General features: G+C 70.5%; 12 protein-coding genes. 2 read left to right on the top strand and 10 right to left on the bottom strand.

What is annotated here, in order from left to right:
* Nucleotides 1-164: 164 nt before the first annotated feature.
* Nucleotides 165-2,786, top strand: a complete 2,622-nt coding sequence (gene gspD, locus SB816_RS15235) for a type II secretion system secretin GspD (protein WP_054504115.1) — start codon at nucleotides 165-167, stop codon at nucleotides 2,784-2,786.
* Nucleotides 2,783-4,210 carry a type II secretion system ATPase GspE gene (gspE, locus tag SB816_RS15230; RefSeq protein WP_054504116.1) on the top strand — a complete coding sequence of 476 codons (1,428 nt, stop codon included), beginning with the start codon at nucleotides 2,783-2,785 and terminating at the stop codon, nucleotides 4,208-4,210. Before gspD ends, gspE begins: the two co-directional genes overlap by 4 nt.
* A gap of 136 nt (nucleotides 4,211-4,346) precedes the next feature.
* Here the strand turns inward: gspE and SB816_RS15225 are convergent, their stop codons facing one another.
* The 10 genes from SB816_RS15225 to gspG all read right to left on the bottom strand — a co-directional run bounded on the left by SB816_RS15225 (nucleotide 4,347) and on the right by gspG (nucleotide 12,483).
* The gene (locus SB816_RS15225; RefSeq protein WP_054504117.1) at nucleotides 4,347-4,877 is read right to left on the bottom strand and encodes a TlpA disulfide reductase family protein; all 531 of its coding nucleotides are present in this window, start codon (nucleotides 4,875-4,877) and stop codon (nucleotides 4,347-4,349) included.
* A complete protein-coding gene (locus SB816_RS15220) occupies nucleotides 4,877-7,054 on the bottom strand; it encodes a TonB-dependent receptor plug domain-containing protein (protein ID WP_410547236.1) in 2,178 nt (725 codons plus the stop codon). The genes SB816_RS15225 and SB816_RS15220 overlap by 1 nt, the downstream gene beginning before the upstream one ends.
* Nucleotides 7,055-7,311: 257 nt before the next feature.
* The gene (gspN, locus tag SB816_RS15215; protein ID WP_410547235.1) at nucleotides 7,312-8,079 is read right to left on the bottom strand and encodes a type II secretion system protein N; all 768 of its coding nucleotides are present in this window, start codon (nucleotides 8,077-8,079) and stop codon (nucleotides 7,312-7,314) included.
* Nucleotides 8,079-8,666: a type II secretion system protein GspM gene (gspM, locus tag SB816_RS15210; protein WP_144655757.1), complete on the bottom strand. Its 588-nt coding sequence runs from the start codon at nucleotides 8,664-8,666 to the stop codon at nucleotides 8,079-8,081. The genes gspN and gspM overlap by 1 nt, the downstream gene beginning before the upstream one ends.
* Entirely contained in the window at nucleotides 8,663-9,655 is a 993-nt protein-coding gene (gene gspL / locus SB816_RS15205; protein WP_410547234.1) for a type II secretion system protein GspL, read from the bottom strand. The genes gspM and gspL overlap by 4 nt, the downstream gene beginning before the upstream one ends.
* On the bottom strand, nucleotides 9,652-10,596 hold the full coding sequence (gene gspK, locus SB816_RS15200; RefSeq protein WP_175189734.1) for a type II secretion system minor pseudopilin GspK: 945 nt from the start codon (nucleotides 10,594-10,596) through the stop codon (nucleotides 9,652-9,654). The genes gspL and gspK overlap by 4 nt, the downstream gene beginning before the upstream one ends.
* Nucleotides 10,593-11,207 (bottom strand): prepilin-type N-terminal cleavage/methylation domain-containing protein, encoded by a 615-nt coding sequence (locus SB816_RS15195; RefSeq protein ID WP_410547233.1) that lies wholly within the window; start codon nucleotides 11,205-11,207, stop codon nucleotides 10,593-10,595. The genes gspK and SB816_RS15195 overlap by 4 nt, the downstream gene beginning before the upstream one ends.
* Nucleotides 11,204-11,608, bottom strand: a complete 405-nt coding sequence (gene gspI, locus SB816_RS15190; RefSeq protein ID WP_410547232.1) for a type II secretion system minor pseudopilin GspI — start codon at nucleotides 11,606-11,608, stop codon at nucleotides 11,204-11,206. The genes SB816_RS15195 and gspI overlap by 4 nt, the downstream gene beginning before the upstream one ends.
* Nucleotides 11,595-12,083 (bottom strand): type II secretion system minor pseudopilin GspH, encoded by a 489-nt coding sequence (gene gspH / locus SB816_RS15185; protein ID WP_054504125.1) that lies wholly within the window; start codon nucleotides 12,081-12,083, stop codon nucleotides 11,595-11,597. The genes gspI and gspH overlap by 14 nt, the downstream gene beginning before the upstream one ends.
* Nucleotides 12,055-12,483, bottom strand: coding sequence for a type II secretion system major pseudopilin GspG (gene gspG, locus SB816_RS15180; protein WP_054504126.1), 429 nt, complete (start codon nucleotides 12,481-12,483; stop codon nucleotides 12,055-12,057). The genes gspH and gspG overlap by 29 nt, the downstream gene beginning before the upstream one ends.
* Nucleotides 12,484-12,518: the final 35 nt, after the last annotated feature.

Here is a 12,518-nt window from a genome sequence, read left to right as displayed (position 1 = left end):
TGGCTCGGGGCCGTCGCCGTTTGGCGGAAAGGCCCGTAAATCAAGGCTTTGCAGCCCGTCACCTTGCCTCTGGATTATGACCGTAGTGTTGCAGTGTCACCCCGTATACTCCGACGCGCTTTCACGTTTTTTCACACGACTTCACGTCTCAGGCACATCTCGTCATGCGTCATCTCGCGCAACTCAGCCTTGCGGTCTTGCTAGCGGCAAGCCAACTCGGACCCGCGGCCAGTCTGGCCCATGCTCAACAGGCGGACAATCGTGTCAGCCTGAACTTCGTGGACACGGACATCCCCGCCGTGCTGCGTGCGCTGTCGCTGTTCACCAAGCGCAATTTCCTGGTGGATCCGCGCGTGAAGGGCAAGCTCACGCTGGTGTCGGACCGGCCGGTCGATAGCGGACAGGCGCTGTCGATGTTGACCGGCGCGCTGCGGTTGCAAGGCTTCGCGATCGTCGATGTGGACGGCGTGACCCGCGTGGTGCCGGAGGCCGACGCCAAGCTGCAGGGCAGCGCGGTGGTGGGTGATCCGCGCCCGGCGCCCGCCGCCGGCGGCGCGGGCAAGGCGCCGGTGCCGGTCGCGGACTTCGCGCGCGGCCGCTCGGGCAATAGCGGCGAGATGCTGACGCGGGTGTTCCCGCTGAAGTACGAGAATGCGGCCAACCTGGTGCCGGTGCTGCGCCCGATGGTGCCGCCCAACAACCCGATCAACGCGTATCCCGGCAACAATACGCTGGTGGTGACGGATTATGCCGACAACCTCGACCGCATCGCGGCCGTGATCGCGCGCATCGACGTGCCCAGCTCGATCGATACCGACGTGGTGCCGGTGCGTTCGGGCATCGCCTCCGACATCGCCATCCTGGCGTCGCAATTGCTTGACACGCAGAGCAGCGACCCGACCCAACGCATCGCGGTGGTGGCCGACCCGCGCAGCAACAGCGTGCTGGTCCGCGCCGGCAGTCCGGCGCGCACGCGCCTGGCGCGCGATCTCATCACCAAGCTGGACGCGCAGCAGAACCGCGCCGGCAACCTGCACGTGGTCTACATGCGCAACGCGCAGGCCACCCGTATCGCCGAGGTGCTGGGCGGGCTGCTGGCCGGTCAGGCCAATTCGGCGCCCGGCGCCAACACCGCTGGCGCGGGCGGCAATTCCGGACAGGCCGGCGGCAATCGCCCGTCGCAATCGTCCGGTGGCGGCGCCAATCCCGCTTCGGGCCTGGGCATGTCGTCCAATACGCCAAATGGGTCCGGCAATGGCAAGGGCGGCCTGTCCGGCGACCAGGACCGCATCGCGCGGGATGACTCGGGCAATCAGGCCGTGTCCTACTCCGCCGGCGGCGCGACGATCCAGGCGGATCCGGCCACCAACTCGCTCATCATCGCGGCGCCCGAGCCGCTGTACCGCAGCCTGCGGGAAGTGATCGATCAGCTCGACCAGCGCCGTGCGCAGGTGCTGGTCGAAAGCCTGATCGTCGAGGTCAGCGAGCAGGCGGCGGCCGAATTCGGCATCCAGTGGATGACCGGTGCCGGCAACATCAACAGCGGCGGCACCAGCTTCATCGGCGGCACCAACCTTGGCGGCAGCGGCCTGTCGGGCAAGGGCCCGACCTCGATCGACGCGCTGGGCGGCGGCCTGAGCCTGGGCGTGGTCAAGGGCACGGTTGACGTGCTTGGCAACAAGGTCATCAACCTGGGCGTGCTGGCCCGCGCGATGCAGAACAGCGGCGAAGCCAACATTCTGTCCACGCCGAACCTGCTGACGCTGGACAACCAGTCTGCCAGCATTCTGGTGGGCAAGACGGTGCCTTTCGTGACCGGCCAGTACGTCACTAGTGGCAGCAATGGCAGCTCCAATCCGTTCCAGACCATCCAGCGCGAGGACGTCGGCCTGAAGCTGAACATCCGGCCGCAGATTTCCGAAGGCGGCGCGGTCAAGCTCGACATCTATCAGGAAGTCAGCAGCATCGACGAGAGCAGTTCGTCGGCGACCACCGGCATCGTCACCAACAAGCGCGCCATCGACACCAGCGTGCTGATCGACGATGGCCAGATCATCGTGCTGGGCGGCCTGCTCGAAGACAACGTGACGCTGACCTCCAACAACGTGCCGGGCCTGAGCTCGATTCCGGTGCTGGGCTCGCTGTTCAAGTACGACAGCCGCAAGCGCACCAAGACCAACCTGATGGTGTTCCTGCGGCCCTACGTGGTGCGCGATGCGCGCCAGAGCGCGGGCGTGACGATGGACCGCTACGACTACATGCGCCGCGCCCAGGGCGGCGCGCAACCGGGGGACCACTGGCTGCTGCCGAACATGCAGGCGCCGATGCTGCCGCCGCCCGGGTCGGCGCCGTCGGTGTCCAACAATGCATATGACATGCGTCCCGACCAATTGGCCGAGACCATGCGGCGTCCGCCGCCCACGACGGTCGAGTCGTTCGCGGTGCGGCAGTACCCGGCGGCGCGCCAGACCAGCGATCCGGCGCAGCCGATCCGCGCCAGCCTGCCGCTGGGCGTGAGCGTGGCGCGCGATCCGTCCTCGCTCTACGGCGAAGCCGAGAGCGCCAGCGCGACGCTGCAGTTCGCCTCGGTCAAGACGCGCGCCGAGGCCGACCGCATCGCCCAGCGGGTGCAGGCCAGCGGGCTGCAGGCCTACGTGCAGACGGGGCCGGGCGGCATGGGCTACGTGGTGCGCAGCCAGGTGTCCAAGGACCCCGGCACGATCTCCACCGCGACGGCGCTGCTCAAGGAACTGGGCTTCAAGGGCGAACTGGTCTCGCATCTATGAGCGCGCATCCCTTGCCCTACGCCTGGGCGCGCGCGCAGCGGGCGGTGCTGTCGCTGCGCGCCGGCCACGCGCAATTGACGGTCAGCCCGCGCACGCCCGAATGGGCGGTGCGCGAGATCCAGCGCTGCCATGGCGACATCGCCGTGGCGCGGGTGGACGACGACGCCCTGGAAACGCTGCTGGCGGCGGCCTACAGCCACGCCGAGGACGCCGCCTCGGTGATGGGCGTGGCCGAGAACGAGATCGACCTGGACCGACTGCTGCAGGACATGCCCGAGGTTGCCGACCTGCTGGATGCGCAGGACGACGCGCCGGTGATCCGCATGATCAACGCGCTGTTCGCGCAGGCGGCGCGCGACGGCGCCAGCGATATCCACATCGAGCCGTTCGAGACCCATTCGGTGGTGCGCTACCGGGTCGACGGCACGCTGCGCGACGTGGTCTCGCCGCGCAAGGCGCTGCACGCGGCGCTGATCTCGCGCATCAAGATCATGGCCCATCTGGACATCGCCGAAAAGCGCCTGCCGCAGGATGGCCGCATCGCGCTGCGGGTAGGCGGCCGGCCGATCGACGTGCGCGTCTCGACCCTGCCCACCGGGCATGGCGAGCGCGCGGTGCTGCGCCTGCTGGACAAGGAAGCCGGCCGCCTGCGGCTGGAGAAGCTGGGCATGGCGCCCGGCGTGCTGCGGCAACTGGACCGGCTGATCCGCCAGCCGCATGGCATCGTGCTGGTGACCGGCCCGACCGGCAGCGGCAAGACCACCACGCTGTACGCCGCGCTGAGCCGGCTGGACGCCTCCACCAGCAACATCCTGACCGTGGAAGACCCGATCGAGTACGACCTGCCCGGCATCAGCCAGACCCAGGTCAACGCCAAGATCGACATGAGTTTCGCGCTGGCGCTGCGCGCCATTCTGCGCCAGGATCCGGACGTCATCATGATCGGGGAAATCCGCGACCTGGAGACCGCGCAGATCGCGGTGCAGGCGTCGCTGACGGGCCACCTGGTGCTGGCCACGCTGCACACCAACGACGCGGTGTCGGCGGTGACGCGCCTGACCGACATGGGGGTGGAGCCGTTCCTGCTGTCCTCGTCGCTGCTGGGGGTGCTGGCCCAGCGGCTGGTGCGCAAGCTGTGCGCAGCCTGCAAGAAGCCGTCGATGCGGGACGGTGCGAGGGTATTCCAGCCGGTGGGCTGCGAAGCCTGCAACCATACCGGCTACGCCGGCCGTTCCGGCATCCATGAACTGTTCACCGTGGATGACGAGGCGCGCCGCCTGATCCACGAAGGCAGCGACGAGCGCGAACTGCGCCGCGCCGCCAGCGCTGCCGGCATGTTCAGCATGCGCGAGGATGGCGCGCGCTGGGTCGAAAGCGGGGAGACCTCGCCGGAAGAGATCCTGCGGGTGACACGCGACGCCTAGCCGGCCACGCCATGGCGGCCGGGCCGTCCCTGCCAGCAGGCGGGGCGGTGCGGGTGTCGCGTGGCATGCAGCGCGCCGCGTGACCGGCGGCGGCCAATGCGCGCATGGCGCGCCCGTCGCGCCCGGCGCGGCGGCGTCACGGGCCGGGCGCGACGGGCGTAGCCGGCGCCGTTGCGCAGCGCGCCGTGAGGCGTTGCAGATCCGCCGTGGACAGCGCGCCGAGCTGTCCGTCGCAGATGTGGGCGGCGCGGGTCGCCACCGTGAATGGCAGGGCGCCGCCCCGGTTGCCGGCGGCGCGCATCAGGGCGAGGACATTGCCGCCCGGACGCAATACCGGCAGAGTGATGTCGTGGCGCCGCGCGAATTCCGTGGCGACGGCCGGCGTATCGGTGCTGACCAGCAGCACGGCCCACGCCGGATGGTCGGCGGCGAAGGCCTGCAGCCGCGGCAGCTCGGCGACGCACGGCGGGCAGTCGCGGCTCCAGAAATTGACCAGGACCGGGCCGTCCAGCGCCGCCAGCCGCACGAAGCGGTCGCCGGCCAGCGTTGGCAGCGAGAAGTCCCAGGCGCGCCCGGCCGGCAGAGGCGACCCCGGCGGCGACTGTGCGCCCGCCATGAGCGGCGCGGCGCACAGTGCCAGGCAGGCGTGCAGCAGCCCGCGGCGCATCAGAAGCTGATCTTGGTGCCGGCGTACAGGTAGCGCCCGCGGCTTGGCCCCCACAACTGCGTCACGTCGATATCGCCCGCGCTGTCGACGAACAGCGGGCTTTCCTTGTCCGACTGCTTGTAGTCGAACACGTTGTCGACACCGGCGTAGAAGGTGAAGTTCTTGTTGATGGCGTATTCGCCGCGCAGGTCGAGCGTGAAGAAACCGGGACTCTTGTCGCGCTTGGGCGTGCCGTCGAGGTTGTAACGGTTCGGGCCGTCCGAGCCGTCGCCGTGGAACTTGCGCAGGTTCATGGGGCCGGTCCAGACCAGCTTGGCGTTCAGGTCGAGGCTGCCGCGGTCGTAGTCCAGGCCGAGGTAAGCCTTGGCGTAAGGCCGCGCGAAGATCAGCGAGCCCGCCGGGAAGCGGTAGTTGAAGCCTTCGGCGGCGGCCATGACCGACAGGGCGGGCGTGACCAGGTAGGACAGCGTCACGTCCACGCCTTGCACGATGACGGATTGCCGCGCGCTGCTGAACACCGTGATCGGGTCGCCGTTGGCATCTATCTGGCTCGGGTCGAGCATGGCGAAGTTCTTGATGCGGTTGTAGTTGTAGGAGCCGGTCACCGCCAGCCGGTCGTCGGCGTAGTTGAGCGCATAGCTGGCGTTCAGGGACTCCTCTGGCTTGGTGATCCGCCGGTCGATGCGGATGGTGTTGAGGATGCCGTGCTCCTGCTCGAAGAAGCTGGTGGGCGCGCGGAAGCCCTTGCCGATGCTGAAGCGGCTGGAGAGCTCGGCCGTGTGGTGATAGAGCGCGTTCAGGCGCGGCGAGGTGATGCCGCCGAAGACGTTGTGGCGGTCATAGCGCACGGAGCCGTTGATTTCCAGCGCGTCGTCCAGGAAGGCGCGGTAGGCCTGCACGAACAGCGCGGGCGTGCGATAGGCATAGTCGTCGACGCCGCGCACGGCGGTGCCGTCTTCCATGCTGCCGTGGCTTTTCAGGTCTTCGTAGCGGAAGTTGGCGCCGGTGGTGGTCAACCAGCCGGCGATGGGCGTCTGCCAACTGGCTTCGGCGTAATACTGCTTCTGGCGGGCGATGTAGGTGGCCAGCTCGTAAAAGCTGTCCTGCTTGTGCTCTGCCGCGCCGACGGCCAGGCGCAACAGGCTGTCGCCGAAGTGCTTTTCACCGGTGGAGATGAACTGCACGCGATCCGTGAAGATGATCTCGGACATGCCGCCGCGGCCGCCGCGATCGCCGTCCGGGCCCTCGTCGTAGTCAACGATGGTGCCGTCTTCCGGCCTGACCCAGCCGTTGCGGTCGGGCGAGCCGTGTACGCCGCCGCTCCAGTTGAAGGGGTTGCCCGTGGTGCTGTGCTTGATGGCCGAATAATCGGCGCCCAGCGCGCCGCCGCCGCGCTTTTCGTTGACCACGTCGATCCGCCCGCGGACCTTGAAGCCGCCCGCGTCGTCCAGGAAGAAGCCGATGCCGCCCAGCCTGCGGTCGTAGCCGGTGTATTCCGAGATGCCGTTGTGGTCGGCGTCGACCGAGTCGTGCTTGTTGTAGTTGAGCGTGGCGGTGATGGCGCCGCCCTCGAACGGTCGCGCCAGGTAGGCGTCGCCCTGGCGCGAACCGTAGCTGCCGATCTGCGCGCGGGCGCGGTTCTCGGCCTCGGTGGGGCGCTTGGTGACGATGTTGACCGAGCCGGACAGGGCTTCCGGGGCGATCAGGCTGGCGCCTGCGCCGCGCGCGACGTCGATGCGCTCGACGCCGTAGACGCTGACGCTGTCCAGTCCATAGGCCGACGATACCGAGGAGAAGATCGGCACGCCGTCGATCATCATCGTGGTGTAGCGGCCGGGCAGGTTGTTCAACAGCACGTTGCGCACATTGCAGATCGAGCATTCCACCTGCACCGCGATGCCGGGATTCTTGTCGAGCGCTTCGTTGATGTTGGTGGCGCCGGCCTTGGCGATGGCGCGTTCACTGATGGATTCCGTCTTGACCAGTTCGTCGCGCAAGGCGCCGGGCCGCATCGAACCCTGGTTGGAGCGGTCGATGACGGTGATGGCGGGTAGCGTGGCGGTGTTGTCGGCGGCCGATGGGGCCTGGGCCTGGGCGGCGCCGGAGGTGGTCAGGGCCGCCGCCAGGGCGGCTAGCCGGAAACGGGACGGCGTGCGAGAGGAGAAGACGGAAGGCATGGCGGGAGGCATCGGGCGAACGGTTTCCTGGTGCGAACGATCGGGCGGCGGACGCAGCGCGTCCGCGCCGCGGCGCGTTCAGTTGATACAGGAGGGGACCGTGAGGCGGGATGGCATGCCCATGGGATGACGCGGATCTGTCGTGATGCAAAGAATTCAAAACGTTATGGTTTATGAAAATTTGCGTCAACGTCAGCCGGTCTGATAGTGAGCGGTGCGCCGCGGCGAGGGCGTCCGCCAGGGCCGTGACACTGAAACTACTTGCGGGTGCCGAAGACCACCACGTCGTCGCTGCGCCGGCCGAGGGTCGACATCAGGCCGTCGAGCGCGCTGCGCTCGGCCTCGCTGGTCCCGGCCGCGAAGGTCGCCTGGCCCTGAAAACGCACGCCGCGGGCATTGACGCTGCCCTGGCCTGTGACCGCCAGCGGACCGCTCTCGGTGCTGAGCGCCAGCGTGGCGCCGGCCCGGCCGTTGCCGCGCACCCGCAGTACGTAGGTGCCGACCGGGGCCACGGGTGACAAGGCGGTGGCGGCGTCGCGCCAGCGCAGTTCGGCCAGGGGCGCGTCGGGCAGGGCGCCGCCCAGGCGCAGCGTCTGCCAGTCGAGTTCCAGCGTGCCTTCGGGCGCCAGCGTGTTCCAGGGCGCGCCCAGCGCCGGCAACACCGTGGCGGGCAACCGCAGCGATTGCGCCGACAGCGACAGGCCGTCCCAGCCCAGGCCGGCGCGCACCGGTCCACGCAGCCAGGGGTGCGACAGTTCCAGCGTCAGCGATGACCAGCGCCACTGCCAGTGAAGGGCCTGCGGCAGCATGCGGCGCGCGCCGGGCGGGCCGAGCGCCAGCCAGGCGCTGCCGTTCCAGACGGTGCCGGCGGCGTCGGCCAGCGCCACCGGCGCGTCGGCGGGCAAAAAGGCCAGCAGCCAGCGCGCCGGCAGCACGGCGGCCGCGGCCGTGAGGGCGCAGGCGGCGCAGGCCAGCGCCAGGCCGCTGCGCCTGGGCAGGAGGCGGGGGCGTCGCGGCAGACGCATCAGGAGCGGGCCTGCGGGGCCGGCAAGGCCAGCTTGATGCTGCCGTTGACCAGGCCGGGCAATGGCCGGCCATTGACGTTGGCGGCGCGGGTCAGCTCCACCTGCCTGACCGCCAGGCCCCAATCGCCGGCGGCATGCTCGAGCCATCGCAGCAGCGCCGAAGAGGGCACTTCGGTCACGACCAGCGTGACGCTGTCGCCCTGGCCGGGATGATCCAGCTTCCAGTGGTCGGCCGGCAGGCCCGCGCGTTCGAGGCTGGCGCCGATGTCGGCGACGGCCGGCAGGGCGGCGGCCGGCGCGGCGGCCCTGCCGCGCAGGGACATCGCCTGCGTGGTGATGGCCGCCACGGCGGCGGCCTGGCTGCGCAGGCGCGGCAGTTCCTCGCGCAGCTTGCGCACCGAGTCCAGCGCGGGTTCGACCAGCAGGGTGAAGACCAGCACCGCGCCCAGCAGGGCGCCGGCGCCGTTGACCAGCCGCCGTTCGCGCGGCGCCAGGGCCTGGTAGCGCTGGCGCGCGCGGTCGGCGGCAGGCGCCAGCGGGGTGAGGACGGCGCGGCAGGCGGCGTTCAGGCGTTCAGTGGGCGTCATGGTTGGCTGCGCGTGATGCGCCAGGTGTTGTCGGTGTCGCCGCGTTCCAGCTTCAGGCCCTGGGAGGCTGCCTGCTGGATCAGCGCGGGCGTTTCGGCCACGCGCTGGGCCTGGGCGCCGGCATCGGCCAGTTGCAGGGTCAGCGCCTGGCCGGCATAGGACAGGCGGGCGACGTTGTCGGCGGCGAACGGCAGCGCCTGCGCGGCGGCGCGCGCCAGCGGCAGGAAGTCGCCGGCGTGGGCGCCGCCGCGGCGGGTCTGCAGCGCGTCCAGGCCTTGCTGCGCCTGGCGCGCGGGGTCCAGCACCACCGGCAGTTCGGGAAACGCCGCCAGCACCTGGCGGCGCATGCCGTCGCGCAGCGACTGCGCCTCGCCGCGCAGTTGCGCCGCATGCAGGTTCAGGCCGCCGATCCAGACCGCGGCCGCGACGGCGCTCCAGCGCCAAGCCGGCCGCCAGCGCGACACGCGCGCCGGCGCCAGTTGGGGCATCGCCAGCGACCATGAAGGCGACGGCGCCTGCCAGCGCGGGTCGGCCGGATCGCGCAGAGGCGTCGTGTCGTCCGGCGCCAGCGTCTGCGGCGCGATCAGGGCGTGGGCGCGCAAGCCCTGCGCGTTCAGCAGGCCCCACGCACGACGCACCGGTTCGCGCGGCGCCCAGGCCAGCGCCACGTTGCCGTGGGCGTCGCGCGGGCCATGGCCGATCGCCAGGTCGTCCAGGTCGCTCAGCACCAGCGGCTCCAGCGCGCCGCGCACCGCGGCGGCGAAGCGGGCCTTGGCCACCGCCGGCACCTGGACGGTGGCGGCGATGACGTCGGCCGGGTGCAGCACGGCCTCGCAGGCGGCCTGCGGGTAGGCCTGGCCCAGGGCGTGCAGCGTCAGCTCGCCCTGGCGCGCGCAGCGGCCGCGGCGATCGAACCAGGCAAAGGGCAGCAGCGAGCCCGGGCCGAGTTCGGCGAGTGGGGCCAGCGCGATACGCAAGGAATTCTTCAAGGGGCTTCTCTTGTCCAGATGGTGTCGGGCGCGGCGGGCGGCGCGCTGCGTATCAGCGCCTGCATCGAGACCCGCGCCCGTTCGTAGACGACGGCGCCGCTGGCCAGGAACCAGCCGCTGGTCGTGCTGACGGCGGGCGCGGGCGTCTTGACGCCGGTGGCGGCCAGCCGGTTGGCGAAGTCGCCGGCGTTGTTGAACCAGTTGCCGCGGTCGCGTTCGCCGGTGATGGCGCGGGCCTGGCTGAGCGACAGGCCCGTCACCAGCGCGGCGATGACTTCGGGCGGCGCGGTATTGACGTTGACGTTGGTGGCGCTGGGCAGCACCGTCATCGTGCGCCGCAGTTCGCCGCGAGCGGCGGGCTCCAGCCCCAGCAGCGCGGCCACGTCGTCGATGCCGCGCGGCAGCGGCGCGCGCGCATCCGGCGCCTGGCCGCCCTGGGCCGGCGTGGGCGCGCCCGCGGCCGGCGCCGGCGGCTGGCTGGCGGCGATGACCTCGATGATGCGTCCCGCCAGCGTGTCGGGCAGGCGCAGAGCGCCCAGCAAGCGCCGCAACACCCGCTCCTGTTCCGGTTGCGGCACGCCGTTGCTGGCCAGGTTGGTCAGGTTGTACTTGCCCTGTTCGTCCTGCACCTTGCCCGAGAACACCGCCACGCGGTCGTCGCCGGGGCGCTCGATGCGGGTGTCCAGCACCGGCGTGGCCCAGATCTGGTCGCCGCGGGTGGTCGACTCGCGCTTGCCGTGATCGCGCACCACCAGGCGGGCCCAGTCGATGCCCCCGGCCAGCAGCATGCGCGCCTGCACCCGCGCCATTTCGTTCTCGATGCGGCGCGTGCTGGCGGTCTGGCGCTGGAACAGACTGGTGGTCAGCGCCGCGACAATGGCGACGATGATCAGCGCGCTGACGACGGCGGCGCCGCGTTCGCGCGGCGGGGGCGTTTTCATGGCAGCTCCAGGATGCGGCTGTAGCGCCGCGCGTCGCCAGCCGGGCCCCGGTCGAGCGTGATCTCGATGCCGCTGGGCGTGGCGGAAAATGGCGCGCGGGTGTCCATCCAGCCCGCGCCCGGCACCCAGCCGCGCAGCGTCAGCGCGCGCACGCCGGGCAGCAGCAGCGCGCCATTGCCGACGGGCGGCAGCGGTCCCTGTTCGGCCGGCGGGCCGCTGGCGCGCCACAGACCGTCCTTGCGCACCGACCATTGCACCCGTTGCCAGCGGCCGTCGCCATCCGCGGCGGGACGCAGGATCTCCAGGCGCTGCGCGCCGGCGGCGTCGCGCAACAGGCGCACGCCCGTCGTGAAGACGTGCGCGTCGATGCCCGGCGCGGCGAACGACGGGCCGTTGTAGGCCAGTTCGACATCGCGTCCCATCTGGCCGAGCGTGCGCACGATGGCGTCGGTGTCGTCGGCCTGCTGCGCGATCCAGTCGCGCGCGCTGGAGACGCTGTCCAGGCCGCGCCAGGCCATCAGGCTGACGAGCGCCATCAGCGCCAGTGCCACCAGCACTTCGATCAGGGTGAAGCCCGCCTGGGCGCGGGCGCGGCAGCGGCAGGCGGTCATCGCAAGCTCGACAGCAGGCCGTCCAGTTGCAGCAGGGCCGCGCCATTGCCCGCGTCGCGGACCTTGACCGACACCTGGCGGAAGCTGCGGTTCAGGGAATTGGTGAACACCAGTTCGCATTGCAGCGCCAGGCCGCCTTGCGGACAGGGAACGGTCTGCGAACCGGCGCGCGGCAGGGTCTGCTCCAGCCGCAGTTGGGTCAGCGCGTTCTGCGCGGCCAGCAGCGCCAGCGTCTTGTCCTGCAGCGCGCGGTTGTTGGCGGCCATGACGCCGGTGGCGCGCAAGGCCGCGCCCATCGCCAAGGCGATGATGGCCAGCGCCACCAGCACCTCGATCAGGGTGAAGCCACGCTGGCGTCGGCGCCGCGGGGGGCGGATGGGAATAAATTCAGCGGATCTCATAGCGTCCGGCGGCGTCGCGCGTCACCGTCACGAGCGAATCGCCCGCGCGCAGTTGCACGCTGAACGGGTCGGCCACCCATTCGGTGTTGAAGACCAGCGGACGGTCGGGCGACAGCCGCAACCGCACCTGGCGCGCCAGCCAGGCCTGCGGGCGCAGGGCCTCGTCGCGCTCAAGCGTGTCGACGGGCAAGGGCGTGTCGTCCTGGGCGGAGGGGGCATTGGAGCGGCCCTGGCGCTCGAACGACCAGCCGCCGCTGGCGGGCTGCCAGCGTATCGATCGGCCATCGCTGCGGGCTTCGCCTTCGGCCACCGTGAAGGCGTCGACCAGGCGCTGCGCGTCGTCGCGCAACGGGTCGGCGCGCTTGCCGATGGACAGGCTCACCATGCTGGCGGCGATGGCGACGATCACCAGCACCACCAGGACTTCGACTAGCGTGAAACCGCGCTCAGAGTTCCCACGAACCGATGTCGGCATCGCCGCCTTCCCCGCCGGGCTTGTTGTCGGCGCCGAACGAGAACACATCGATGTCGCCTTTGACGCCGGGATTCAGGTATTGGTACGGATGGCCCCAGGGGTCATTGGGCAGCTTGTCCAGGTAACCACGCCAGTTGGAGGCGCCTTCCGGCTTTTCCGCCAGCGCGCGCAGGCCCTGGGCGGTGGTGGGATAGCGCCCGTTGTCCAGTCGGTACAGCTTGAGCGCCTGCATGATGCCGGCGATGTCCTGGCGCGCCGCAACCTGGCGGGCCTGGTCGGGACGGTCCAGCACGCGCGGCACGATCAGTGCGGCAAGAATCCCCATGATCACGATGACCACCATGATCTCGATCAGGGTGAAACCTTGCTGGCGGGCGAGCCCGCGCGATGACTGTCGCACTTCACGACTCCGGTATTTCAGTGAGAAGCGTGCGA

It is taken from the genome of Achromobacter sp. SIMBA_011, assembly GCF_046535435.1.
Classification (GTDB): domain Bacteria; phylum Pseudomonadota; class Gammaproteobacteria; order Burkholderiales; family Burkholderiaceae_B; genus Achromobacter; species Achromobacter dolens.
The sequence above is the reverse complement of the archived record's forward strand: the minus strand, read 5'-3'. Positions and strand labels throughout refer to the sequence as shown.

Coding starts and splice junctions, on each gene's coding strand:
- gspD (WP_054504115.1), top strand. CDS start 165: ATGCGTCATCTCGCGCAACTCAGCCTTGCGGTCTTGCTAGCGGCAAGC.
- gspE (WP_054504116.1), top strand. CDS start 2,783: ATGAGCGCGCATCCCTTGCCCTACGCCTGGGCGCGCGCGCAGCGGGCG.
- SB816_RS15225 (WP_054504117.1), bottom strand. CDS start 4,877: ATGCGCCGCGGGCTGCTGCACGCCTGCCTGGCACTGTGCGCCGCGCCG.
- SB816_RS15220 (WP_410547236.1), bottom strand. CDS start 7,054: ATGCCTTCCGTCTTCTCCTCTCGCACGCCGTCCCGTTTCCGGCTAGCC.
- gspN (WP_410547235.1), bottom strand. CDS start 8,079: ATGCGTCTGCCGCGACGCCCCCGCCTCCTGCCCAGGCGCAGCGGCCTG.
- gspM (WP_144655757.1), bottom strand. CDS start 8,666: ATGACGCCCACTGAACGCCTGAACGCCGCCTGCCGCGCCGTCCTCACC.
- gspK (WP_175189734.1), bottom strand. CDS start 10,596: ATGAAAACGCCCCCGCCGCGCGAACGCGGCGCCGCCGTCGTCAGCGCG.
- SB816_RS15195 (WP_410547233.1), bottom strand. CDS start 11,207: ATGACCGCCTGCCGCTGCCGCGCCCGCGCCCAGGCGGGCTTCACCCTG.
- gspI (WP_410547232.1), bottom strand. CDS start 11,608: ATGAGATCCGCTGAATTTATTCCCATCCGCCCCCCGCGGCGCCGACGC.
- gspH (WP_054504125.1), bottom strand. CDS start 12,083: ATGCCGACATCGGTTCGTGGGAACTCTGAGCGCGGTTTCACGCTAGTC.